We start from the raw sequence: 25,072 nt of genomic DNA on the forward strand, positions 1-25,072 counted from the left end.
TGTCTCGTTGTCCGATCGCGGCCCTACGTCGCCCTACGTCGCCCTACGTCGCCCTACGTCGCCCACAGGCGCAGCGGCCGCGCCACCACGCCGTGCATCGGCTCGCGCAACGCCTGCCAGCTATCGACCATCACGTGGCGCACGGCCTCCATCTGCCGGCCGAGCACGCGCACCAGCAGCATCGACTGGCCCTGGGCTGCCAGGCAGGTCACGCCCGCGCGCAACTCCGGCCCGTAGGGCAATCGCTCGGCCAATAATTCCGCCAGTTCCTGCGTGGCGCCCTCGCCCACCGCCCACAGCGTGCCGAGCACATTGAGGCCGTCGAGTCCCGCTACCGCGGCGCGCAGCGGCGATCCCGCATCGAGATGCGACTGTTCAATCCACAGCGCGCGCTCGCCAGCGCCGACGCGTGTATCAAGCCACAACGCGCCGCGCGCCCATTGCTCGCCCGACGCCTGCCGGCCCAGCACTACGGCATCCCAGCCGATCGCGCTGCCGCCCGGCGCTACGTCGAGCACCGTCGCAATCCGCGCACGCGCATCGTCGAACACGATGTTCTCCTGCGGCAGCCAGTCCAGCCGCGCCCCCGGGCCGACCGACAGCCGCACCTGCTGCGCCGCGTCGCGGCCAAGCGACTTGTACCACTTGGTGGCGCCGGGCGTGGCAAGCACCGCATGGGCGCCGGCTTCGACCGTCACATCGATATCCAGGCTGTCGCCACCCGCCACGCCTGCCGGCGGATGCAGGATGACGGCATGGCAGATGCCGCCTTCGGGATAGAGCGGCTTCTGCACCAGCAATGGCCCCTGGTGGCGGCGTTCGACCAGCGCGGAGCGTTCGCCGCGTTGCGCAAAACGCAGCCGCAGGCTGGCCTGCCATGCGGCAGGCACGGCGAGTGACGAAGGAAAATCGGGATGACGCATGGCGTGGCAAGGCCGGCGGGGCGCGCGCGATGGCGGGGGTTGCAGGCAATCATAGCGCGCCCCCTGTCTGTGCGAAAGCGGCGTGCGATGCGCATTCCCCGCCCCGCGCTTACACGGCAATCAACTCCCGTACGCCGTCCTGTTCCATGCTGGCCCCGGCACCGCGGGCAACCACCTCGCCCCGGCTCATCACCACATAGTGGTCGGCGATATGGCGCGCGAATTCATAGTACTGCTCGACCAGCAGCACCGTCATGCCGAACTCGTCTACCAGCAACCGCAGCGCACGGCCGATGTCCTGGATGATCGACGGCTGGATGCCCTCGGTCGGCTCGTCGAGGATCAGCAGTTGCGGCTCGCTCATCAGTGCCCGGCCGATCGCCAGTTGCTGCTGCTGGCCGCCGGACAGGTCGCCGCCGCGGCGCTGGCGCATGGTGCGCAGCACCGGGAACAATTGATAGATGCGATCCGGCACACCCGCTGGCCGCGCGCGGCTGGCGGCACCGATCAGCAGGTTCTCTTCGACCGTCAGCCGCGGGAAGATCTCGCGCCCCTGCGGCACATAAGCCAGTCCGGCCGAGACGCGCTCGTACGGCGCCTTCTTCTCCAGCGGCTTGCCGTCCCAGTGGATGCTGCCGCTGCGCGTCGGCACCACGCCCATCAGGCATTTCAGCAATGTGCTCTTGCCTACGCCATTGCGGCCGAGCAGCGTGGTCAGCTTGCCCGCCGGCACGTCGAAGGAGACGTTGCGCAGGATATGGCTGCCGCCGTAGAACTGGTTCAGTGCATTGACCTGCAGCATGCCTATCTCCCCAGGTAGGATTCGATCACGCGTTCGTCGCGCTTGACGCTGTCGAGCGTGCCTTCGGCCAGCACGCTGCCCTCGGCCAGCACCGTGACCTTGCCGGCATCGCCCGCCAGCGCCGCCACGAACTCCATGTCGTGCTCCACCACCATCATCGAGCAGCTGCCGCGCAGGCCGTTGAGCAGGCTGGCGAGCTGCATGGTTTCCTCATCGGTCATGCCGGCCACGGGTTCGTCGAGCAGCAACAGCTGTGGCTGCTGCATCAGCAGCATGCCGATCTCCAGCCGCTGCTTCTGCCCGTGCGACAGCAGGCCGGCGGGCCGGTACGCCTCGTCCTCCAGGCCGGTCAGCGCCAGCGTCTGTTCGATGCGGCGATGACCCTCGCCGGTCAGCCGCGCGCGCAGCGACGACCACCAGCGCTTGTCGGCCTTCATCGCCAGCTCCAGGTTCTCCCACACCGCATGCTGCTCGAACACGGTTGGCTTCTGGAACTTGCGGCCGATGCCGACCTGCGCGATGCGCGGCTCGGTCATCCGCATCAGGTCGATGGTCTGGCCGAGGAACACGCGCCCGCTGACATTGGCGTTGCGCGGGCCGGTCTTGCCGGTGATGACATCCATCATCGTGGTCTTGCCAGCGCCGTTGGGGCCGATCACGCAGCGCAGTTCGCCATGGTCGATCGACAGGTTCAGCTTGTTGAGCGCGCGAAAGCCGTCGAACTGCACGGTGACGTCTTCCAGGTACAGGATCGGGCCATGCGACACATCGATGGTGCCCGGCTCCAGCACCCGGCCCAGCCCGGTGGCGTCGCCGCTTTCGGCCTGGCCGTATTCGAGTGCGGCGTTCATGCTTCACCTCCGGTGCGGCCCGCGACCGCGGGTGTGGAAACCGGCTCGGGCACGGATGGTGCCCCGGATGCAGCGCGGCGCTCTCGCAGGCGCCTCCACAGGCCGGTCACGCCGTCGGGCAGGTAGAGCGTCACCAGCACGAACATCGCCCCCAGCAGGAACAGCCAGTACTCGGCGAAGTGGGCGGTGAAGAGCGTCTTGGCGCCGTTGACCAGGAACGCGCCGATGACCGGCCCGATCAGCGTGCCGCGCCCGCCCACGGCGACCCACACCGCCATTTCGATCGAGTTGCCGGGCGACATCTCGCCCGGGTTGATGATGCCGACCTGCGGCACGTACAGCGCGCCGGCGATGCCGCACAGCACGGCCGAGAAGGTCCACACGAACAGCTTGTAGCCGAGCGGGTTGTAGCCGGAGAACATGACGCGCATCTCGGCATCGCGCACCGCTGTCACCACGCGGCCCAGCTTGGACGTGACGATGTAGCGGCAGGCCACAAAGCCGCCCAGCAGCGCCAGGAAGGTCAGCACGAACAGCGCCGTGCGCGTCTGCGGCGCGGCGATGGCAAACCCGGCGATGCGCTTGAAATCGGTAAAGCCGTTGTTGCCGCCGAAGCCGGTCTCGTTGCGGAAGAACAGCAGCATCGCCGCATACGTCATCGCCTGCGTGATGATGGACAGGTACACGCCCTTGATGCGCGAGCGGAAGGCAAAGAAGCCGAACAGCCACGCCAGCACGCCCGGCACCAGCACCACCAGCAGCAGCGCATAGCCCAGGTGGTCGGTGCCGTGCCAGAACCATGGCAACTCCTTCCAGTCGAGGAACACCATGAAGTCCGGCAGGTCGCTCTTGTACACGCCTTCGCGCCCGATCGAACGCATCAGGTACATGCCCATGGCATAGCCGCCCAGCGCGAAGAACAGGCCATGGCCAAGGCTCAGGATGCCGCAGTAGCCCCACACCAGGTCGAGCGCGATCGCCGCCAGCGCAAAGCACATGATCTTGCCGACCAGCGTCAGCGCATACGCCGACAGGTGCAACGGATGGCCTTCCGGCACGAGCAGCGCGCACACCGGCACGCCGATGCCGACGATCACGGTCAGCACCGCCAGCGCCATCCAGCCGCGTGGCGAGAACAGCGACTGGCGTTCCGGCACGGCAAGCCGGAAAGGCATCGCGGAAGAATCAGGTTGGAATCGCTGCATCATGCCTCCGCGCTGCGCCCCTTGAGCGCGAAAAGTCCCTGCGGCCGTTTCTGGATAAAGAGCACGATCAGCACCAGGACAAGGATCTTGGCCAGCACCGCGCCATAGAACGGCTCGATGAACTTGTTGATGATGCCCAACCCGAACGCACCCACGATGGTGCCGGCCAGCTGCCCCACCCCCCCCAGCACCACCACCATGAACGAATCGATGATGTAGGCCTGGCCCAGGTCCGGACCGACATTGCCGATCTGCGATAGCGCGCAGCCGCCCAGCCCGGCAATGCCGGCACCGAAGGCAAAGGCGTAGCTGTCGACCTTCCAGGTGCGCACGCCGACGCACGCCGCCATGGTGCGGTTCTGCGTGGTGGCGCGCACGAACAGCCCGAGCCGCGTGCGGTTGAGCACCGCCCATGCCACTGCCACCACCGCCAGCGCGAACAGGATGATGACCACGCGGTTATACGGGATCACCAGTCCCGGCATCCATTCGAAGCCGCCGCTCATCCATCCGGGGTTGGCCACTTCGACGTTCTGCGCGCCGAACAGCGTGCGCACCGCCTGCATCAGCAGCAGGCTGATGCCGAAGGTGGCCAGCAGCGTTTCGAGCGGGCGGCCGTACAGGTGGCGCAGCACCAGCCGCTCCAGCACGAAGCCCACCAGCGCCGCCGCCAGGAACGACGCCGGCAGCGCTGCCGGCAGGTACCATGCAAACGCCTCAGGCGCATAGGTACGAAACAGCGACTGCACCACATAGGTGGCATAGGCGCCGATCATCAGGAACTCGCCGTGCGCCATGTTGATGACGCCGATCAGGCCATAGGTGATGGCCAGCCCAAGCGCCGCCAGCAGCAGCACGCTGCCCAGGCTCAGGCCGGCAAACAGGTTGCCGATCAGCTCGGCGCGGCGCTGGTCGCTGCGCAGCTGGTCCAGCGCCTGCTGCGCGGCCAGGCGCACGTCGGCATCGGCCTCGCGGTAGTTGCCGGCGCTGTCGCGCTCGACCAGCGGCGCCAGCTTCTGGCGGCTCTGCGGGTTGCTGTCGCTGGCGAGGATGCGGATCGCTTCGAGCCGCGCATCGTGCGCGGCGGCATCCGCAGGTTCTGCCAGCACGAGGTTCGCCCAGATCACGTCGAGGCTGGCACGCAGGCCGGCATCGGCCTCGGTCTTGCGCGCGGCTTCCACGGCGGCAAGCGAGGCGCTTTCCGGCTGGTCGCGCAATGTGCCGATGGCCTGCGCGCGCGCCGCGATGTCGGGCGATTGCAGCAGCAGGCTGCTGGCGGCGCTGTCGACCAGCGCGCGCAGGCTGTTGTTCAGGGTCAGGGATTCGAGTTCGTCCGGCTTGACCTTGACCGGCTTGCCGGTGATCGCATCGACCGTATTGTCGCCGTCCTGGCGCACCATGCCGACCGACGGCGCATATTGCAGGGCGTCGTCCTGCAAGGCTTTCAGGATCGGTGCGGCTTCGGCGGGCGATGCCTTCGCCAACGCGGACAACGCCGCAGTCTTGGCGTCGAAGTCGTCCTCGGCCAGCGGCTTCAGGTCAGCCTGCGTCAGCGCCATGGCCCAGGGCGCTGAGGCCAGTAGCAGCGCTGCCACCAGGACGCGCAGCCAGGGCGGAACGGGAAGGGATATCGAATAGCGCATAGCGGCTGGCAAGTGCGAAGGTGTTGGCAAGCTGAGTGCACACTCCCCTCTCCCGCAAGCGAGAGAGGGGAGCCAAACAGAGGGAAGCCGACCGCCTTACATCACCTTGTCCGGCTTCCCTTCATTGCCCGAGATGAACGGGCTCCACGGCTGCGCACGTACTGCCTTCGGCGTCTTCCACACCACCGAGAACTGGCCGTCGCCCTTCACTTCGCCGATCATCACCGGCTTGTACAGGTGGTGGTTCTCGCCCATGGTCAGCGTGAAGCCGTCCGGCGCCTTGAAGGTCTGGCCGTACATGGCCGCGCGCACCTTGTCGGTATCGGTGCTGCCGGCCTTCTTCACGGCCTGTGCCCACATATGAATGCCGACATAGGTGGCTTCCATCGGGTCATTGGTCACGCGCTTGTCGCCGCCCGGCAGATTGTTGGCCTTGACCCAGGCCGCCCACTGCTTCTTGAAGGCATCGTTCTGTGCGTTCTTGACCGACATGAAGTAGTTCCACGCCGCCAGGTGGCCGACTAGCGGCTTGGTGTCGATGCCGCGCAGTTCTTCCTCGCCCACCGAGAACGCCACCACCGGCACGTCCTTGGCCTTCAGGCCGGCATTGCCCAGTTCTTTATAGAAGGGCACGTTGGAATCGCCGTTGATGGTCGAGATCACCGCGGTCTTGCCGGCCTGCGAGAACTTCTTGATGTTGGCGACGATGGTCTGGTAGTCGCTGTGGCCGAACGGGGTATAGACCTCTTCGATATCCTTGTCGGCAACGCCCTTGCTCTTCAGGAACGCGCGCAGGATCTTGTTGGTGGTGCGCGGGTAGACGTAGTCCGTGCCCAGCAGGAAGAATCGCTTGGCGCCGCCGCCTTCCTTGCTCATCAGGTATTCCACCGCCGGGATCGCCTGCTGGTTGGGCGCGGCGCCGGTGTAGAAGACGTTCTTGGACATTTCCTCGCCTTCATACTGCACCGGGTAGAACAGCAGCGAGTTCAGCTCTTCATAGACCGGCAGCACCGACTTGCGCGACACCGAGGTCCAGCAGCCGAAGGTCACCGCGACCTTGTCCTTGCTGACCAATTGGCGCGCCTTCTCCGCGAACAGCGGCCAGTTGGAGGCCGGGTCCACCACCACCGGCTCGAGCTTGCGGCCGAGCACGCCGCCGCTCTTGTTGATCTCGTCGATGGTCATCAGGGCCACGTCCTTCAGCGACGTCTCCGAGATGGCCATGGTGCCGGACAGCGAGTGCAGGATCCCGACCTTGATCGGTTCCTTGGACTGCGCCATGGCCAGCGGGCTGGTACCGATCATTGCCGCGGCGGCGATGGCCGACAGCTTCAGCATGTCACGTCGTTGCATTTGCAGCTCCCGTTTGTGGTGTTAGTAGGGACACGCTCCCCGAGGTGATGCATCTGCAACTAGCGTGCCATCGGTTTTGAGCGGCAACCCGGCCGCTGCGCGCGGCGCGCATGGCTTCAGCGGGTCGCAGGAACCATCGCGCACCACGAGCGTGCAGCGTGAACCGGCACCGAGATAGTGCAACGGGAGAAATGGGAGCAGTGACGGTGCATGGTGCCCGCGAGCGGGTCGCGGCCATGCGCCAGAATCGGTCGTGTCGTCAGCGGCCGGCCGGCGCCGCACTGGGCAAGGGGAACCGGCGCCGAAGCGTACGGGGCTTGCCAATGGCGACAATCCACGCAGTCCGCGTCAGGGCGCGGCTCGTACCACATGACCAATGGCAATCGAGCGGCCTGAGCGCGATCACCCTCAACACCATCGGCGGCTCGGCGGTGCTGGTGGGCAGTGCCGACCCACGCTGCGAAGGCGTGGTGCTTGGCGATACGTTCAAGCCTTGATGAGGTAGCTGCAAATAAAAAACGGGGCCCCTCGCGGGGCCCCGTTTTTTCGATGCCAGGACAGCAGTCCTTACATCGGCATCATGTTGGCGTTCAGGTTGTACATGATCCACAGTGAACCGGCCACCACGATCACCAGGATCAGCGCCGTGAACAGCAGCGCGATCACGTTGCTGCGCTGCTCGGACGAGGTGTCCAGGTGCAGGAAGTACTTCAGGTGGACCAGGATCTGGACCGCGGCCATGCCGAGGATGATCCAGAGGATCGTGCCCTTGTCCATGGTGCCGTCCATCACGAGCTTGAACGGAATCACGGTCAGGACCACCGCCAGCACGAAGCCGATCAGGTACGACTTGAAACTGGCGTGGGTGCTGCCATGCGAATCGTGCGCGGCGTGCGAGTCGTGGGCGCCGTGCGCCGCGGGTGCGTTGTGTTGTGCCATCACAGATGTCCCATCAGGTAGACCACGGTAAACACGCCGATCCAGACCACGTCCAGGAAGTGCCAGAACAGCGACAGGCACATCAGGCGCTTGCTAAGCGTCGGGGTGATGCCCTTCTTGCCCAGCTGCCACATCAGCACGATCATCCACAGCATGCCGCTGGCGACGTGCAGGCCGTGGGTGCCGACCAGCGTGAAGAACGACGACAGGAACGCGCTGCGGCCCGGGCCGGCGCCTTCGGCGATCAGGTGGTGGAACTCGTTGATTTCCATCGCCATGAACGCCGCGCCCAGCAGGAACGTGACGCCGAGCCACGTCTGCACGTGCTTGAGGCTGCGGTTCTGCAGCGAGATCATCGCCATGCCGTACGTGATCGAGGAGAACAGCAGGATGAAGGTCTCCACCAGCACGTAGTTGAGCTCGAACAGCTCCTTCGCCGACGGCCCGCCCGCCAGTTCGCCGCGCAGCACGGCGAAGGTGGCGAACAGCCCGGCGAAGATGATGCAGTCGCTCATCAGGTAGATCCAGAAGCCATACACCGTATTGGCACTGGTATCGTGGTGCGCATGGTCATGGCCATGCGCGTCAGCGTGGGCCTTGGCGCCGGCCTGCGCGGGGATGCGGTCTAGGACTTGAGTCGACATGGTTCTTAGGCCTGCGAAGCAATGCGCTGCAGATGGCGCGTTTCGATCTGCTCGACCTCGGTGGCCGGCACGTAGTAATCGATATGGTCGTCGTTGCTGCGGTGGATAAACGCCCACACCATGCCCACCAGGCCAACGATGGCCATCCACCAGATATGCCAGGTCAGGGCAAAGCCGAACACCAGGCTGAAGGCACCGATGATGAAGCCCGCGCCCGTGTTCTTGGGCATGTGGATCTTCTCGTAGCCTTCGGTCGGCAGGGTCTCGCCACGGGCCTTCATGTCGGCGAACGCGTCCAGGTCACGCACCACCGGAGTGTGCGCGAAGTTGTAGAACGGCGGCGGCGACGAGGTGGCCCACTCCAGGGTACGGCCGCCCCACGGGTCGCCGGTCACGTCGGCCAGCTTCTTGCGGTCGCGGATCGAGACGACGATCTGCAACACCTGGAAGAAGATGCCCAGCGCCACGAACACCACGCCCACCACGGCCAGGTACAGCCACGGCGTCCAGGCCGGGTTGTCGGTGTGGTTCAGGCGGCGGGTCATGCCCATCAGGCCCAGCACGTACAGCGGCATGAAGGCGAAGTAGAAGCCGACCAGCCAGCACCAGAAGGCGCACTTGCCCAGGCGCTCGTTCAGCGTGAAGCCGAACGCCTTCGGCCACCAGTAGGTGATGCCGGCCAGGTAGCCGAACAGCACGCCGCCGATGATCACGTTGTGGAAGTGGGCGATCAGGAACAGGCTGTTGTGCAGCACGAAGTCAGCAGCAGGCACGGCCATCAGCACGCCGGTCATGCCGCCGATCACGAAGGTGATCATGAAGCCCAGCGTCCACAGCACGGGCGAGGTCATCTGGACCCGGCCGCGGTACATGGTGAACAGCCAGTTGAAGATCTTCACCCCGGTCGGGATGGAGATGATCATGGTCGTGATGCCGAAGAACGCGTTGACGTTGGCGCCCGAGCCCATCGTGAAGAAGTGGTGCAGCCACACGATGAACGACAGCACCATGATCGCGGCGGTCGCGTACACCATGCCCTTGTAGCCAAACAGCTTCTTGCCGGAGAACGTGGAAATCACTTCAGAGAAGATGCCGAACGCCGGCAGGATCAGGATGTACACCTCGGGGTGGCCCCAGATCCAGATCAGGTTCACGTACATCATGGCGTTGCCGCCACCGTCGTTCGTGAAGAAGTGCATGCCGAAGTAGCGGTCCAGGCCCAGCAGCGCCAGGGTCACGGTCAGCACCGGGAAGGCGGCCACGATCAGCACGTTGGTGCACAGCGCGGTCCAGGTGAACACCGGCATGCGCATCAGGGTCATGCCCGGGGCGCGCATGCGCAGGATCGTCACCAGGAAGTTCACGCCGGTCAGCAGCGTGCCCAGGCCCGAGATCTGCAAGCTCCAGAGGTAATAGTCCACCCCTACGCCAGGGCTGTAATCCAGGCCCGACAGTGGCGGGTAGGCCAGCCAGCCGGTCTTGGCGAACTCACCGACGCCCAGCGAGATGTTGACCAGCATGGCACCCGCCACGAACAGCCAGAACGACAGCGTGTTCAGGAACGGGAAGGCCACGTCGCGCGCGCCGATCTGCAGCGGCACGACCAGGTTCATCAGGCCGGTCATCAGCGGCATGGCCACGAAGAAGATCATGATCACGCCGTGGGCGGTGAAGATCTGGTCGTAGTGCTCGGGCGGCAGGACACCGGTGGCGCCATTGGTGGCGAGCGCCAGCTGGGTACGCATCATGACTGCGTCGGCAAAGCCGCGCAGCAGCATGATCAGGGCGACCAGGCAGTACATCACGCCGATCTTCTTGTGATCGACGGACGTGAACCACTCGTTCCAGAGATAGCCCCACTTCTTGAAATACGTGATCGCGCCCAGTAGCGCGGCACCGCCCAGGGCGACGCCGGCCAGCACGACCATGATGATCGGCTCATGAAACGGAATCGCCGACAAACTCAACTTGCCAAACATCATTGCTCCCAGGATTACGCGCCCGCCGCCAGCTTGGCCGGCGTGGTCATCGACAACTGCTCTTCACCGAGGGTGTTGCGCGACGTGCAGATCGGGCCGCCCTTGAACCTGTCCGCGGCGACAGCCGTGCTGCTGTGGTCCATGTACTTGTGCAGGATGTTGTGGAAGAGCTGGTCTTCCACCTTGCCGTAGTACGTGACCGGCTCCTTCTCGCTGGGCTGTGCCAGCGTCTTGTAGCCTTCAACGCCCAGTTCGGTCGACGAGGCGCGAACCTTGGCGACCCACTCGTCGAACTCGTAATTCGACATGGCGACCGCCGTGAACTTCATGCCCGAGAAGCCGCCGCCACTGTAGTTGGCGGACACGCCGTCATACGAGCCGGCATGGTTGGCGATCAGGTGCAGCTTGGTCTCCATCCCTGCCATGGCGTACACCTGGCTGCCCAGTTGCGGGATGAAGAACGAATTCATGATCGAATCCGAGGTGATCTTGAAGTTCACCGGGGTGTCGACCGGGAAGGCGATCTGGTTGACCGTGGCGATCTTCAGTTCCGGATAGATGAACAGCCACTTCCAGTTCAGCGCGACCACCTCGACGGTGACCGGCTTCTTGTTCGATTCCAGCGGCTTGTACGGGTCCAGGTCGTGCGAGGACTTCCAGGTGATGATGCCCAGCGCGATGATGATCAGGCACGGGATCAGCCACACCACCACTTCGATCGCAGTCGAGTGGGACCAGTCCGGCTCATAGCGCGCCTTGGTATTGGACGCGCGGTACTTCCAGGCGAACACCAGCGTGAGCACGATCACCGGCACCACCACCAGCAGCATGAGCCAGGTGGCGATCAGGATGATGTTCTTGATGTCGACGCCGACCTGCCCTTTCGGGTCGAGCAGCGTCATGTTGCAACCGGCCAGCAGGAGCAGGCCGAGGCAGGGCAGGAACCGCGTCCAACGCGGCAGTATGGGTTTCTTCATGTCACGACTGGTTTGGTTGCACCGCGCTTTGGGCAAAAGCGTGGCTAAACCGCCTGATGCTCGCGCAAGAGGCGTGGGGCTATGGGAAAACCGGAAGGACGTGTCCTTAGCTGGCGTTGCGGTCGGGCGGCGGATCTAACGCCGGGGGACCATGCGGCCTTGCAACGCCATGAACACGGAAGGACAACTGACTGCGCGCGCTGCAGGCCCTGTGGGACCTTGCCGGCGCTGCGGCACCTGGTGGCCGAAACCGCGAACGGTCCCGGCTCAGTACAGCGGCCGGGTAGCGTTGGAATACGAGGTTTTTGCACTTCCCGACGGACTTGCCATCAGAAGCCTGGCAGCAAGCGCGGTTTTCGGCCGGGGAGCGCAACACGTAAAACATCGTGGGCGCGAATGTACCGCAACGCAACATTGAGGGTAAACCCAACGCCACAGAACACAGCGTTCAGATAAACGGACAATCACGTGCCGTCGTCGCATCGCAGCACTTGATTGCCGTCAAGATCACAATTTCGATCATAAATATGCACAAAGCCGCGCATTGGCGCGGCTTTGCAGGTGCGACATTTCTGTGTGGCATATTGTCGCAGCGCATCAAAAGCTTTGTCGCAGCTCAACTGCGACTCGGTCGTTTTCCGCTCATCCGTAGCGGCGAGAAATCGACTCCGCGACACATACCGGACGCTCGCTGCCTTCGCGCTCGATCGTCACCTCCCACGTGGACTGGGCACCCAGCAGTTCGGGCGACTTCGGCAGCGGATCGAGCCGTTCGACCTTGAGGAGCTTGATTCGTGCCCGTAATTTGCTGCCCACCGGCACGGGTGCGGTGAAACGCACGCGGTTCAGGCCATAGTTGACGCCGATCTTCGACGGCATGTGCAGCGCGTTATGCATGAACCTGGGCAGCAGCGACAGCGTCAGGAAGCCGTGGGCGATCGGGCCGCCATAGGGCGATTCCTTCCTGGCGCGCTCCACGTCGACGTGGATCCACTGGTGGTCGCCGGTGGCCTCGGCGAACTGGTTGACCTGCTGCTGGGTCACCTCCATCCAGTCGCTGACCGCGACTTCCTGCCCTTGCAGGCCTTCCAGCTCTTCCAGCGTTGCGATGGTACGCATTTCGGTTGTCTCCTCGATGGGTGGGTGGATGTGTCGTTATGCGGGGCGGCGGCCGTACATGCCCATGCCCTTGACCGTGCAGACCAGTTCTCCGCGCTGGTTGGTGGCTTCCCACTGCGTATGCACGATGCCGCGGTCGGGCTTCGATTGCGAGGGGCGCGTGTCCAGCACGTTGAGCACCACGGTCAACGTGTCGCCGGCATAGACCGGCTTGATCCAGCGGATCTCGTCCACGCCGGGCGAGCCCATGCTGGCCGATTTGCCGGTGGTGCTCAGCACCAGCAGGCGCATCATGATCGAGCACGTCATCCAGCCGCTCGAGATCAGCCCGCCGTAGATGCTGCTGGCGGCGGCTTCCTTGTCGATATGGAACGGCTGCGGGTCGTACTGGCGGGCAAAGGCGAGCAGCTCTTCCTCGGTGACGACGTAGGAACCCAGTTCACGGCGGCTGCCGACCTCAAAATCCTCGAAATACAGCATTGATTGTCTCTCCGTTGTGGATGGCAATGGGGATGGCCTTGTCTTGACGATGATCGCACGCAGGCTGGGGCGGAGCGTCCGTATTTGCCGAACCCGCCCCTAACAGCGCGCAAAGAAAAAAACCGCGCCTGGGACTACGGCGCGGTTTTGACTGGCATGGCAGACGCGAGGATCAGGCTGCTTCCTGGAACCCCGGCTGGGCAGCGAACCGGCCCAGGTGGTGATCAACGTCGCCGAAGGTGGTGTTGATCAGCGTCAGCCGCTTGAACATGTGCGCGGCCGGCAATTCGTTGGTCACGCCCATGCCGCCGTGGATCTGCACCGCTTCCTGGCCGACCGTGCGCGCAGCCTGTCCCACGCGCGCCTTGGCGGCGGAGACGTAGCGGCGGCGCTCTTCCGGCGTAGCCTCTTCAAAGCGGGCCGCGGCCAGCAGCGTGATCGAGCGCGACTGCTCGGCATGGATGAACATCTCGACCATGCGGTGCTGCAGCGCCTGGAAGCGCGCGATCGGCTGGCCGAACTGCTGGCGCGTCTTGGCATATTCCAGCGTGGCGGCGTTGAGGGTGTCCATCACGCCCACGGCCTCGGCGCACAGCAGCACCGCGGCATAGTCGGCCACTTGCTCGATCACCGGGAAGGCCTTGCCGGCCTCGCCCAGCAACTGGGCGGGCGCATCCTGGAAGGTGATGTCGGCCGCGCGCAGGTTATCGATGGTGCGGTAGTCCTTGATGCTGACACCGGCGCCCTTGGCGTCGACCAGGAACAGCGAGATGCCATCCTGGTCGGCATCGCCGCCGCTGCTGCGCGCCGACACGATCAGCTTGTCGGCCTGCGCGCCATGCAGCACCACGGTCTTGCGGCCGTTGAGCTTGCCGTCGCGGGCGGTGACGCGCACGTTGTTCAGTTCATAGCGCGCCTGCGGCTCGTTGAAGGCCACGGCCAGCTTCAGTTCGCCGCCGGCGACCTGCTCCAGCAGCGCATCCTGGCCGCCGGCCAGGCCGAGTGCGTAGGCACCCACCACGGTGGCCAGGTACGGCTCCACCACCAGCCCGCGGCCCAGCTCCTGCTGCACCACCATCATGTCGAGCGCCTTGCCCGAGAAACCGCCCTGCGCTTCCGGCACCGGCAGCGCGGTCAGGCCGAGCTCGACCAGCGAGCCCCAGGCGGATTCGCCGTAGCCGGCGGCGCTTTCGTAGTTCTTCTTGCGATCCTCGAAGCCGTAGTCTTTCTCGACAAAACGGCGGACGGCGTCGGCCAGTTGCTTCTGTTCGTCGCTGAGATTGAAGTTCATGTTACGTGTCTCCTCACAGCCCCAGAATCATCTGGCTGATGATGTTCTTCTGAATTTCGTTGGACCCGCCGTAGATGGAGGTCTTGCGATAGTTGAAGTAGTACGCGGCCAGCGGCGCGGCGTCGTCGTTGCCGGTCACCGCGTGCTCGGTCTCGCACTCCAGGTAGGCCGTGTCAAACGGCTGGGCATATGGGCCGACGGCCTCGACCATCAGCTCGGTCAGCAACTGCTGGATCTCGGTGCCCTTGATCTTCAGCATCGAGGCTTCGGGGCCAGGGCCCTTGCCGGCGGCTTCGCTCGACACCACGCGCAGCACGGTGATCTCCAGCGCCATCAGTTCGATTTCCAGCGCGGCCACCTTGGCGCCGAACACCGGATCCTCCAGCAGCGGCTTGCCATTCTTCTGCTGCTGGCGCGCCACGCGCTTCAGGAAGCCCAGCTCGCGCTTGGAGTTGCCCACGCGCGCAATGCCGGTACGCTCATGGCCAAGCAGGTACTTGGCGTAGGTCCAGCCCTTGTTCTCGTCGCCGACGCGGTTCTCCACCGGCACCTTGACGTTATCAAAGAAGACTTCATTCACCTCATGCTCTTCGTCGAGCATGATGATCGGACGCACGGTGATGCCAGGCGTCTTCATGTCGATCAGCAGGAAGGAGATGCCCTCCTGCTTCTTGGCTTCCGGATCGGTGCGCACCAGGCAGAAAATCATGTCGGCGTGCTGGCCGAGCGTGGTCCAGGTCTTCTGGCCGTTGACGATGTAGTGCTTGCCGTCCGAGGTCAGCTCGGCGCGGGTCTTGACCGAAGCCAGGTCCGAACCCGAGCCCGGCTCCGAATAGCCCTGGCACCACCAGTCGGTGCAGTCCAGAATGCGCGGCAGGTAGTACGACTTCTGCTGCTCGTTGCCGTACTTCATGATCACGGGCGCCACCATGGCCACGCCGAACGGCAGCACGCCGGGCGCGCCGACGCGGGCGTTCTCTTCGTCCCAGATATGGCGCTGGGTGGCGTTCCAGCCGGTGCCGCCGAATTGGACGGGCCAGTGCGGCGCCGACCAGCCCTTGCCGGCGAGGATCTTGTGCCAGCGCACCAGGTCGTCGCGGTTCGGACGGCGGTGGTTGAGAATCTTGCTGCGGATATCCGCCGGCAAGTTGGCTTCGAGCCAGCTACGCACTTCCTCGCGGAAGGCGTTGTCGGACGCCGAGTAGTTGAGATCCATGCCCGTCTCCATGATGGTGCCGGCATCGTCTCAGGCTGCCGGCGGTTTGTTCTGCCTTGCGCGTCATGCGCCGACAGCAACGGGCACAGGACGCAATTCAGTGAGCCGTCTGCTTCAGCGCATCCGGCACGATAAGCGGGAAAGTCTCGATGCCCTCCTCGGCCAGCGCCTGCACTTCCTCTGGCGAAGCGGAGCCGCGGATGCCGCGTTCCGGCGCTTCGTCATAGTGCATGCGCCTTGCCTCCTCGGCAAAGCGCTCGCCAACGTCCTCGGTCTGGGCCAGCACCTGCTTCACTGCCTTCATGTACAGCGCTTGCAGTGTCGCCGGCGCCGCGGCGGTTGCCGCTTGTTGCGCCGGCTTGGCGGCACCCTTCGGCGCGGTCGCGCCTGACAGGTTCAGGCGCGGCGCGCTGGGTAGCCGCGTCACGGCGTGGTCGCCACAGACCGGGCATTGGACGAGGTCGCGCGCGATTTGCGACTGCGCTTCTTCCTCCGAGGCAAACCAGCCCTCGAAACGATGGTCATGCGCGCAGCGCAGGTCGAGCACCTTCATGATCTTTCCAGCCCGTCAAAAGCTATATTATCCGCGAATCGAAATTTTGTGAACGGTCGTGCTAAATTTTCTCGAACGACCGTTCGGAGAACGAACATGCAGTGTTAGGCACATGCGCTCACCACCTTTACACCCAGCTTAGCGCAGTGCGCGCCCCGCTGCCGAAGCGAGTCAGCGCGGCATTGTCTGCTCGCCCGGCTGCCATGCACCGGAAACGACTTTCTCGAGCCAGAACGCGCCGATGATGGTCTTCACATCCGTGATGCGGCCGCTGCGCACCCAGTCAATCACCTGCCCCACTGGCGTGATGAACGTCTCCAGGAATTCGCCGTCGTCCAGCTGCGCCTCGCCATGCGTCAGGTCGCGCGCCAGGAAGATGTCGATGAACTCGGTCGAGTAAGAGATGACCGGATGGATGCGCGTCAGGTAGTCCCAGCGTTTGGCCGTATAGCCGGTCTCTTCCTGCAACTCGCGTTCGCCGCAGCGTTGCGCGCCCTCTTGCGGATCGAGCTTGCCGGCGGGGAATTCCAGCATGACTTCGCCGACCGGATAACGGAACTGCCGCTCCATCAGCACGGTGCCGTCGTCGAACAACGGGATCATCATCACGGCGCCCGGATGCACGATGTACTCGCGCCCGGTCTGCTTGCCGTCGGGCAGGCGGACGATGTCTTGCTTCAGGGTGAGGAATTTGCCGCGATGGACCGTGGCCGAGGCGACGCAGACTTCTTTCAGTGCGTCGTCGTTTCCGGCGGGGTCGGCGGAATCGGCGAGCGAATGGGTGCCGCGTTGGATCTTGTCGGTCATGGACGCTCCGGAGCAGGCAGGCCCGGCGCCGACAAGACCGGCTTCAGGCCGTGCGGTGTTTGACGAGGTATTGCCAGGTGAAGCCCGGAAAGGCGAACACCAGCATCATGCAGGCGGTGATGGCGTAGAACTGCCAGCCCTGCGGGAAGGCATTGCCGAGGCCGGCCTCCACCGCGAAACCGGTGGCACCGGCCACCGCATACCAGGCGATCAGCTCCAGCAGGCGCAGCCACAGCGGCTTGTGCGCCCACCGGAGCGGGATCACCATGAACAGGCGCTGGTTCACAAACGGCAGGTTCGCACTGACGAGTGCCAGCAGGATGACAAACCAGCCGCTTGCGGATGCGCTCATGGATATTGGCGGATCAGGAGCCCAGGGTCGAGCGGATGGCCTGGTAGCACAGGTTCATCAGCGCGGCCGGGAAAATGCCCAGCACGATCACAGCGGCGCCGTTCAGGCTCAGCACCGAGCGCAGGCCGGCAGTCGCTTCCAGCTGCTCTTCGCCAACCGGCTCATCGAAGTACATCAGCTTGACGATGCGCAGATAGTAGAAGGCGCCGATCAGCGAGAACATCACCGCGACCACGGCCAGCCAGCTCATGCCGGCCTTGATCACCGCATCCAGCACCGCCAGCTTGGCGTAGAAGCCCACGGTCGGCGGAATGCCGGCCAGCGAGAACATCATCACCAGCATCAGGAAGGCGAACCACGGGTTGCGGCGCGACATGCCCTTCAGGTCTTCCAGCGTCTCGGCCTCGAAGCCCTTGCTGGTACGAAGCAGGATGATGCCGAAGGTGCCCAGCGTGGTCAGCAGGTAGGTCACCGAGTAGAACATCGCCGAACTGTACGCATCGGCGGCGCCATCAGCCTTGCTGGCCACCACGCCCGACAGCAGGCCCAGCAGCACGAAGCCCATGTGCGAAATGGTCGAGTACGCCAGCATCCGCTTCAGGTTGGACTGGACGATGGCGGTCAGGTTGCCGATCGCCAGCGAGATGATCGACAGCACCACCAGCATCATCTGCCAATCGTTGGCCAGCGGCAGCAGGCCTTCCACCAGCACGCGGATGAACAGCGCGAACGCGGCAACCTTCGGGCCGCCCGCGATCAGCAGCGTCACCGCGGTCGGCGAACCCTGGTAGATGTCCGGGATCCACATGTGGAACGGCGCGGCACCCAGCTTGAACGACAGGCCGGCGACGATGAACACCACGCCGAAGGCCAGCATGGTGGTGTTGACGCGGCCCGACTCGACCACGCGGAACACCTCGCCCAGGTTCAGCGAACCGGTGGCGCCGTACATCATCGAGATGCCGTACAGCAGGAAACCCGAAGCCAGCGCGCCCAGCACGAAATACTTCATCGCCGACTCAGACGTCACGCGCGACTCGCGGCGCAGCGCCACCAGCGCATACGACGACAGCGACAGCAGTTCCAGGCCCAGGTACAGGGTCAGGAAGTTGTTGCCGGTGATCATCACGATCTGGCCGCCCAGCGTGAACAGCGCCAGCATGTAGAACTCGCCGGCGAACATGTCGCGATCGGCCAGGTAGCTGCGCGTATAGACCAGCGTGATGAACAGGCCGGCCGCGCAGAACGCGGACAGCACGTTGGCCATCGGGTCGATCACCACCAGGTTGGAGAACGCATAGTGCGTCTCGCCGGCGGCGGCGTTCATGCCGAACCAGACGGTCAGCACCGCCGTGGTCAGCAGCGACAGCGGATAGGCCACGCTCTGCTTGCCCTTGCCCCGGGCCAGGTCGATCCAGTTGATCGCGGCGATGGCGATCGCCAGAAAGATGATCGGCGCCACGGGGGCGAGTGTCGAGGACGGTTGCATATTGATATCTCTCCCCGATTACAGCTTCGACTGCGCCGCGTGCTGCAGCAGGTTGACCACGGACGGGTGCATCACGTCGGTAAAGGGCTTCGGGTGCAGGCCCATGTACAGGGTCATGATGGCCAGCAGGCCGAGCATGACGAATTCACGCTTGTTCAGGTCGGCCAGCTCGCGCACATGCTGGTGCACAACGTCGCCGAAGATCACGCGCTTGACCATCCACAGCGAGTAGGCGGCGCCGAAGATCAGGGCGGTGGCTGCCAGCACGCCGATCCAGAAGTCGAACTTGACCGCACCCAGGATCACCATGAATTCGCCGACGAAGCCCGAGGTGGCCGGCAGGCCGCAGTTGGCCATCGCAAAGAACACCACCAGCGCCGCGAACTTGGGCATGGTGTTGACCACGCCGCCGTAGTCGGCGATCTGGCGCGAGTGCACGCGGTCGTACAGTACGCCGATGCAAAGGAACATCGCGCCCGAGATAAAGCCGTGCGAGATCATCTGCACGATGCCGCCCTCGACGCCGATGTCGCTGAAGATGAAGAAGCCCAGCGTGACGAAGCCCATGTGGGCGATCGACGAGTACGCCACCAGCTTCTTCATGTCAGCCTGCACCAGCGCGACCAGGCCGATGTAGATCACCGCGATCAGCGAGATGGTGATGATGAACGGGGCCAGGTAGTGGCTGGCGTCGGGCGCGATCGGCAGCGAGAACCGCAGGAAGCCGTAGGCGCCCAGCTTCAGCATGATGGCGGCCAGCACCACCGAACCGCCGGTCGGCGCTTCCACGTGGGCGTCAGGCAGCCAGGTGTGCACCGGCCACATCGGCACCTTGACCGAGAACGCGGCGAAGAAGGCAATGAACAGCACGATCTGCTCGTTCATCGACAGCTTGGCCTGGTGCCATTCCAGGATCTGGAAGGTGCCGGTCTTGTTGTACAGGTACAGCAGCGCGACCAGCGTCAGCAGCGAGCCCAGCAGCGTGTACAGGAAGAACTTGAAGGCCGCGTAGACGCGGTTCGCGCCGCCCCACACGCCGATGATGATGTACATCGGGATCAGCGTGGCCTCGAAGAACACGTAGAACAGCATGCCGTCCAGCGCGCAGAAGACGCCGATCATCAGGCCCGACAGGATCAGGAACGAGGCCATGTATTCAGCCACGCGCTCGGTGATCACTTCCCAGGCCGAGATCACCACGATCACCGTGATGAAGGCGGTCAGCACCACGAACCACATCGAGATGCCGTCAACGCCCAGCAGGTACTGGATATTGAAGCGCTCGATCCAGTTCGCTTTTTCCATGAACTGCATCGCCGCGGTGGCGCGGTCGAAGTGGAATACCAGCGGCAGCGTGACGATAAAGCTGACGATCGAGCCGAACAGCGACATCCACCGCACGAAGCCAGGGCTACGGTCCGAGCCGAAGGCGAGGATCAGCAGGCCAAAAAAGACAGGCAGCCAGATTGAGAAAGACAGAACCATTTCTATGTTTTCCTTACTTGGTGCCTATCACTTGGTGCCGATCACGCCCGTGATCGTCAGCGTCAGCAGCACCAGCATGCCGACGATCATCGCGAACGCGTAGTGGTAGATGTAGCCCGACTGCAGGTAGCGGCTGGCCGAAGCGAACGATGCCACCACACGCGCCGCGCCGTTGACGAACAGGCCGTCGATCAGGCTCTGGTCGCCGCCCTTCCACAGGCCGGTACCGAGCAGGCGTGCACCGCGGGCGAACACGGCCTGGTTGATGGCGTCCATGTAGTACTTGTTGTCCAGCAGCTTGTACAGGCCCGAGAAGCGGTTCGCGATGGCCTCGGGGATATCCGGGCGCTTCATGTAGAAGAACCACGACAGCACGACACCGGCGACGGCCAGCCACAGCACGGGCGTCGTCAGCGAGTGGATCGCCATCGGCACCCAGCCGTGGAACGCTTCCTTCAGCTCGGCCATGGCGTGGTGGTTCTCACCGACGAAGATCACGTCCTTGAAGGCGATGCCCATCTTGAAGAAGTTGCCGAACAGCATCGGCTCGATCGCGATAGCGCCGACAATCACCGACGGGATCGCCAGCAGCACCAGCGGCAGGGTCACCACCCACGGCGACTCGTGCGGCTTCTCGCCGGCGGCCAGGCCATGGTGGTGGTCGTGCGAGACTTCCTCGTCCTCGTGGTCGCCCTCATGGTGCTGGTGCGCATGGTTCTGGCCCCAGCGCTCCTTGCCGTGGAAGACCAGGAAGTACATGCGGAACGAGTAGAACGCGGTCACGAACACGCCGGCCAGCACGGCGTAGTAGGCAAAGCCCGAACCGGCGATATGCGACTCGGCCACGGCCTCGATGATCGAGTCCTTGGAATAGAAGCCCGCGAAGAACGGCGTGCCGATCAGCGCCAGCGAACCCACCAGCGACGTGATCCAGGTGATCGGCATGTACTTGCGCAGGCCGCCCATGTTGCGGATGTCCTGGTCGTGGTGCATGCCGATGATGACCGAGCCCGCGCCCAGGAACAGCAGCGCCTTGAAGAAGGCGTGCGTCATCAGGTGGAACACCGCCACCGAGTAGGCCGATGCGCCCAGCGCCACGGTCATGTAGCCCAGCTGCGACAGCGTCGAGTACGCGACCACACGCTTGATGTCGTTCTGGATGATGCCCAGGAAGCCCATGAACAGCGCGGTGATGGCGCCGATCACCAGCACGAACGACAGCGCGGCATCCGACAGCTCGAACAGCGGCGACATGCGCGCGACCATGAAGATGCCCGCGGTCACCATCGTTGCCGCGTGGATCAGCGCGGAGATCGGGGTCGGACCTTCCATCGAGTCAGGCAGCCAGACGTGCAGCGGGAACTGCGCCGACTTGCCCATCGCGCCGATGAACAGGCAGATGCACGCGACGGTGATCATCATCCAGTCGGTGCCCGGGAAAACCACGGTAGCCAGCTGGTCGCGCGCGGCGAATACTTCGGTGTAGTTCATGCTGCCGCTGTAGGCCAGCAGCAGGCCGATGCCCAGGATAAAGCCGAAGTCACCCACGCGGTTGACCAGGAACGCCTTCAGGTTGGCGAAGATCGCCGTCGGGCGCGTGTACCAGAAGCCGATCAGCAGGTACGACACCAGGCCCACCGCTTCCCAGCCGAAGAACAGCTGCAGGAAGTTGTTGCTCATCACCAGCATCAGCATCGAGAAAGTGAAGAGCGAGATGTAGGCAAAGAAGCGGTTGTAGCCGGGATCCCCGTCCATGTAGCCGACGGTGTAGATATGCACCATCAGCGAGACGAAGGTCACCACGACCATCATCATCGCGGTCAGCGAGTCGACCAGGAAGCCGACCTCCATCTTCAGGCTGCCGATGGCCATCCACTCGTAGACGGTGCCGTTGTAGCCGGCGCCGTTCATCACGTCGAGCAGCACCATCACAGACAGCACGAAGGAAATAGCCACGCCCAGGATGGTCGCGGAATGCGCCACCATCCGGCCGCCGCGCGACTCCGAGGAAAACAGGTCGAAGAACTTGGTACCGAACAGGCCGGCGATTGCTGAGCCGACTAGCGGCGCCAGCGCAATCGCGAGCAGCAGGTTGGGGTTGAGCGTGGTTGCCATAGGACGCTTATTGGTGTGCGGTCGGTGAGTCTTGGTTATCTGCGTAGTGCGGCACGGATCAGTACTTCAGGGTGTCCATGTCGTCCACGTTGATCGTATCCAGGTTGCGGAACAGCACGACCAGGATTGCCAGACCGATTGCCGACTCGGCGGCGGCCACCGTAAGGATGAAGAAAACGAAAACCTGACCAGCCAGGTCGCCCAGGTAATGCGAGAAGGCGACGAAGTTGATGTTCACCGCAAGCAGCATCAGTTCGATCGCCATCAGCAGCACGATCACGTTCTTGCGGTTCAGGAAGATGCCGACGATGCTGATCGCGAACAGGATCGCACCGAGCACGAGGAAGTGGGCGAGAGAGAGCACAGCGTTTCTCCGGGCTTTAGTTCTTATTGGCGGCAGCCGCGGCTTCCGTCTGCGGGTTCTGGACTTCGGCCTGCATCGGCACCAGGCGCACGCGCTCGTCGCGGCGGGTACGCAGCTGCGCCGACACGTCCTGGGCCTTGGTGTCCTTGCGGCGGCGCAGGGTCAGCGCCACGGCGGCGATGATGGCCACCAGCAGGATGATGCCGGCCACTTCGAAGGCGTAGATGTAGTCGGTGTAGATCAGCTTGCCGAGCGCGCCGGTGTTCGTGTAGCCCGGCTCCTGCGACCCGCTGGCGGCCACCGGCGTGGTGGTGCCGATGAAGTTGCGCACCAGCACGATCGCCATCTCGGCAATGATCAGCGCGCCCACCACCGAGGCCATCGGCACGTAGGTCCAGAAATCGCGGCGCAGGTGCTCGATATCGATATCGATCATCATCACCACGAACAGGAACAGCACCATCACCGCGCCGACATAGACCAGCACCAGCAGGATGGCGAGGAATTCCGCCTTGAGCAGCATCCAGATCGCGGCCGCCGTAAAGAACGACAGCACGAGGAACAGTGCGGAGTGCACCGGGTTCTTCGCAGTGATGACTTTCAGTGCGGAGAGCACCAGCACCAGCGCAAAGACGTAGAAGATGGTGGTCGTGAGTTCCATGGTTCCTATCGGATCCTCTCAGGGCCGTCCGGCACAAGCCATCCCCTTCGGGTGGCCCGCTCCTGCGGCATCCTTGCTTTGGCCCTCACATTGGAGGGACCGTATTCAAATTCGGTGGCAGCGGCCGCTACGTCTGATACTTTCGGCAGCCCTGCCGTTTGGCGCCTGGCGCCGGTCAGCGATACTTGGCGTCGGCAGCCTTGGCCGCCGCGATCTGCGGCTCGTAGCGGTCGCCCACTGCCAGCAGCATGTCCTTGGTGAAGTACAGGTCGCCGCGCTTCTCGCCGTGGTACTCCAGGATCTGCGTTTCCACGATGGCGTCGACCGGGCAAGCCTCTTCGCAGAAACCGCAGAAAATGCACTTGGTCAGGTCGATGTCGTAGCGGGTGGTACGGCGCGTGCCGTCGTTGCGCACGTCCGACTCGATGGTGATGGCCAGCGCCGGGCACACCGCTTCGCACAGCTTGCAGGCAATGCAGCGCTCTTCGCCGTTCGGATAGCGGCGCAGCGCGTGCAGGCCACGGAAGCGCGGCGAGATCGGCGTTTTCTCTTCCGGAAACTGGACGGTGACCTTGCGCGCGAAGAGATAGCGGCCGGTCAGCGCCATGCCCTTGAAGAGTTCCTTCAGGAGCAGGCTGTTGAAGAAGTCCTTGATGGCGAGCAGCATGACGATTGCTTCCTAGTATTTCCACGCGGTGCGCGCTCTGCCGTGTTGCAGGCGGCGCACCGTCGCTTGGCTGTTCAGGGCCAGATGTTCCACGGCGACTTGATCCAGATCGCCACGATGATCAGCCACACCACGGTCAGCGGAATGAACACCTTCCAGCCCAGGCGCATGATCTGGTCATAGCGGTAGCGCGGGAACGATGCACGGATCCAGATAAAGACCGACAGCAGCAGGAAAACCTTGATCAGCAGCCAGAAGAAACCGGGGACCGCATTGGTGACCACGCTCGAGAACGGAGGCGCCCAGCCGCCCAGGAACATCAGCGCGGTCATCGCCGAGATGATGATCATGTTGATGTACTCGGCCAGGAAGAACAGCGCGAAGCCCATGCCCGAATATTCAATCATGTGGCCGGCCACGATTTCCGACTCGCCTTCCACCACGTCGAACGGGTGGCGGTTGGTTTCGGCCACGCCCGAGATGAAGTAGACGCCGAACATCGGCAGCAGCGGCAGCCAGTTCCACGACAGGATGTTGATGCCCATGTCGGCGAAGTAGCCGGTGTTCTGGCCGTTGACGATGGCCGACAGGTTCAGGCTGCCGGCGACCATCAGCACCGTCACCAGCGCGAAGCCCATGGCGATTTCATACGACACCATCTGTGCCGCGGCGCGCATGGCGCCGATGAAGGCGTACTTGGAGTTCGAGGCCCAGCCGGCCAGGATCACGCCGTAGACGCCGACCGAGCTGATCGCCATCACGTACAGCAGGCCGGCATTGACGTCCGCCATCACCACTTCGGCCTGGAACGGAATCACCGCCCAGACCGCGACAGCAGGCATCAGCACCATCAGCGGCGCGATCAGGTACATGCCGCGGCTGACCTGCGTCGGCATCATGACTTCCTTGAGCAGCAGCTTCAGCACGTCGGCGATCGGCTGCAGCAGGCCGAGCGGGCCGACGCGGTTCGGGCCCAGACGGACGTGCATCCAGCCGATCAGCTTGCGCTCCCACAGGATCAGGTAAGCCACGCACAGCAGCAGGGGCACCACGATCAGCACGGCGCGGATCAGGATCCACAGCGGCGTCCAGTACGCGCCCAGTACGCCCTGCCCTTGCGAGGTAATCCAGTCAATCATGTCTTCTTCTCGCTCTTG

Annotated in this window: 25 protein-coding genes; 1 reads left to right on the forward strand and 24 read right to left on the reverse strand. The window is 64.0% G+C overall.

Going from position 1 to position 25,072, the window contains the following annotated elements; genetic code table 11:
• Positions 1-53: 53 nt before the first annotated feature.
• The 6 genes from J8I34_RS19545 to urtA all read right to left on the reverse strand — a co-directional run bounded on the left by J8I34_RS19545 (position 54) and on the right by urtA (position 6,777).
• Positions 54-923: an urease accessory protein UreD gene (locus tag J8I34_RS19545; RefSeq protein WP_209806753.1), complete on the reverse strand. Its 870-nt coding sequence runs from the start codon at positions 921-923 to the stop codon at positions 54-56.
• A gap of 109 nt (positions 924-1,032) precedes the next feature.
• The gene (gene urtE / locus J8I34_RS19550) at positions 1,033-1,725 is read right to left on the reverse strand and encodes an urea ABC transporter ATP-binding subunit UrtE (RefSeq protein ID WP_209775525.1); all 693 of its coding nucleotides are present in this window, start codon (positions 1,723-1,725) and stop codon (positions 1,033-1,035) included.
• Between the two features lie 2 nt (positions 1,726-1,727).
• On the reverse strand, positions 1,728-2,576 hold the full coding sequence (urtD, locus tag J8I34_RS19555; RefSeq protein ID WP_209806754.1) for an urea ABC transporter ATP-binding protein UrtD: 849 nt from the start codon (positions 2,574-2,576) through the stop codon (positions 1,728-1,730).
• On the reverse strand, positions 2,573-3,781 hold the full coding sequence (urtC, locus tag J8I34_RS19560; RefSeq protein ID WP_209806775.1) for an urea ABC transporter permease subunit UrtC: 1,209 nt from the start codon (positions 3,779-3,781) through the stop codon (positions 2,573-2,575). Before urtC ends, urtD begins: the two co-directional genes overlap by 4 nt.
• Positions 3,781-5,424 carry an urea ABC transporter permease subunit UrtB gene (urtB, locus tag J8I34_RS19565; RefSeq protein WP_209806755.1) on the reverse strand — a complete coding sequence of 548 codons (1,644 nt, stop codon included), beginning with the start codon at positions 5,422-5,424 and terminating at the stop codon, positions 3,781-3,783. The genes urtC and urtB overlap by 1 nt, the downstream gene beginning before the upstream one ends.
• Before the next feature lie 96 nt (positions 5,425-5,520).
• Entirely contained in the window at positions 5,521-6,777 is a 1,257-nt protein-coding gene (urtA, locus tag J8I34_RS19570; protein ID WP_029044748.1) for an urea ABC transporter substrate-binding protein, read from the reverse strand.
• Between the two features lie 323 nt (positions 6,778-7,100).
• Here urtA and J8I34_RS19575 point away from each other — a divergent pair, with 323 nt between their 5' ends.
• Complete coding sequence (locus J8I34_RS19575; protein WP_156914274.1) at positions 7,101-7,274, forward strand: hypothetical protein; 174 nt, start codon at positions 7,101-7,103, stop codon at positions 7,272-7,274.
• A gap of 70 nt (positions 7,275-7,344) precedes the next feature.
• Here J8I34_RS19575 and J8I34_RS19580 read toward each other — a convergent pair whose 3' ends face one another.
• From J8I34_RS19580 to nuoH, 18 genes are all read right to left on the reverse strand, one after another.
• Positions 7,345-7,716, reverse strand: coding sequence for a cytochrome o ubiquinol oxidase subunit IV (locus tag J8I34_RS19580; protein ID WP_029044749.1), 372 nt, complete (start codon positions 7,714-7,716; stop codon positions 7,345-7,347).
• Positions 7,716-8,360, reverse strand: coding sequence for a cytochrome o ubiquinol oxidase subunit III (gene cyoC, locus J8I34_RS19585; protein WP_029044750.1), 645 nt, complete (start codon positions 8,358-8,360; stop codon positions 7,716-7,718). Before cyoC ends, J8I34_RS19580 begins: the two co-directional genes overlap by 1 nt.
• A gap of 5 nt (positions 8,361-8,365) precedes the next feature.
• Positions 8,366-10,339 (reverse strand): cytochrome o ubiquinol oxidase subunit I, encoded by a 1,974-nt coding sequence (gene cyoB / locus J8I34_RS19590; protein ID WP_209775567.1) that lies wholly within the window; start codon positions 10,337-10,339, stop codon positions 8,366-8,368.
• 14 nt (positions 10,340-10,353) lie between these two features.
• Positions 10,354-11,316 carry a ubiquinol oxidase subunit II gene (gene cyoA, locus J8I34_RS19595; RefSeq protein ID WP_209775528.1) on the reverse strand — a complete coding sequence of 321 codons (963 nt, stop codon included), beginning with the start codon at positions 11,314-11,316 and terminating at the stop codon, positions 10,354-10,356.
• A 642-nt stretch (positions 11,317-11,958) separates the two neighbouring features.
• Entirely contained in the window at positions 11,959-12,435 is a 477-nt protein-coding gene (locus J8I34_RS19600) for a MaoC family dehydratase (RefSeq protein WP_029044753.1), read from the reverse strand.
• A gap of 36 nt (positions 12,436-12,471) precedes the next feature.
• Positions 12,472-12,915, reverse strand: a complete 444-nt coding sequence (locus J8I34_RS19605; protein WP_029044754.1) for a MaoC family dehydratase — start codon at positions 12,913-12,915, stop codon at positions 12,472-12,474.
• A 172-nt stretch (positions 12,916-13,087) separates the two neighbouring features.
• Positions 13,088-14,206: an acyl-CoA dehydrogenase family protein gene (locus tag J8I34_RS19610; RefSeq protein ID WP_029044755.1), complete on the reverse strand. Its 1,119-nt coding sequence runs from the start codon at positions 14,204-14,206 to the stop codon at positions 13,088-13,090.
• 13 nt (positions 14,207-14,219) lie between these two features.
• Positions 14,220-15,422 carry an acyl-CoA dehydrogenase family protein gene (locus tag J8I34_RS19615; protein WP_029044756.1) on the reverse strand — a complete coding sequence of 401 codons (1,203 nt, stop codon included), beginning with the start codon at positions 15,420-15,422 and terminating at the stop codon, positions 14,220-14,222.
• A 97-nt stretch (positions 15,423-15,519) separates the two neighbouring features.
• The gene (locus tag J8I34_RS19620) at positions 15,520-15,975 is read right to left on the reverse strand and encodes a DUF1178 family protein (protein WP_029044757.1); all 456 of its coding nucleotides are present in this window, start codon (positions 15,973-15,975) and stop codon (positions 15,520-15,522) included.
• Between the two features lie 171 nt (positions 15,976-16,146).
• On the reverse strand, positions 16,147-16,782 hold the full coding sequence (locus tag J8I34_RS19625; protein ID WP_029044758.1) for an NUDIX domain-containing protein: 636 nt from the start codon (positions 16,780-16,782) through the stop codon (positions 16,147-16,149).
• A gap of 43 nt (positions 16,783-16,825) precedes the next feature.
• On the reverse strand, positions 16,826-17,134 hold the full coding sequence (locus J8I34_RS19630) for a DUF2818 family protein (RefSeq protein ID WP_029044759.1): 309 nt from the start codon (positions 17,132-17,134) through the stop codon (positions 16,826-16,828).
• A 13-nt stretch (positions 17,135-17,147) separates the two neighbouring features.
• Complete coding sequence (gene nuoN / locus J8I34_RS19635) at positions 17,148-18,623, reverse strand: NADH-quinone oxidoreductase subunit NuoN (protein WP_029044760.1); 1,476 nt, start codon at positions 18,621-18,623, stop codon at positions 17,148-17,150.
• Positions 18,624-18,641: 18 nt separating this feature from the next.
• Entirely contained in the window at positions 18,642-20,108 is a 1,467-nt protein-coding gene (locus J8I34_RS19640) for an NADH-quinone oxidoreductase subunit M (protein WP_209775531.1), read from the reverse strand.
• A 27-nt stretch (positions 20,109-20,135) separates the two neighbouring features.
• Entirely contained in the window at positions 20,136-22,223 is a 2,088-nt protein-coding gene (nuoL, locus tag J8I34_RS19645) for an NADH-quinone oxidoreductase subunit L (protein ID WP_029044762.1), read from the reverse strand.
• Positions 22,224-22,281: 58 nt separating this feature from the next.
• Positions 22,282-22,587, reverse strand: a complete 306-nt coding sequence (gene nuoK / locus J8I34_RS19650) for an NADH-quinone oxidoreductase subunit NuoK (protein ID WP_029044763.1) — start codon at positions 22,585-22,587, stop codon at positions 22,282-22,284.
• A gap of 16 nt (positions 22,588-22,603) precedes the next feature.
• Positions 22,604-23,248: an NADH-quinone oxidoreductase subunit J gene (locus J8I34_RS19655; RefSeq protein ID WP_029044764.1), complete on the reverse strand. Its 645-nt coding sequence runs from the start codon at positions 23,246-23,248 to the stop codon at positions 22,604-22,606.
• 175 nt (positions 23,249-23,423) lie between these two features.
• Positions 23,424-23,915 carry an NADH-quinone oxidoreductase subunit NuoI gene (gene nuoI / locus J8I34_RS19660; protein ID WP_022534067.1) on the reverse strand — a complete coding sequence of 164 codons (492 nt, stop codon included), beginning with the start codon at positions 23,913-23,915 and terminating at the stop codon, positions 23,424-23,426.
• 74 nt (positions 23,916-23,989) lie between these two features.
• Positions 23,990-25,054: an NADH-quinone oxidoreductase subunit NuoH gene (nuoH, locus tag J8I34_RS19665; RefSeq protein ID WP_029044765.1), complete on the reverse strand. Its 1,065-nt coding sequence runs from the start codon at positions 25,052-25,054 to the stop codon at positions 23,990-23,992.
• Positions 25,055-25,072 lie beyond the last annotated feature (18 nt).

The organism is Cupriavidus phytohabitans (assembly GCF_017815025.1).
In the GTDB taxonomy this organism is placed as follows: Bacteria; Pseudomonadota; Gammaproteobacteria; order Burkholderiales; family Burkholderiaceae; genus Cupriavidus.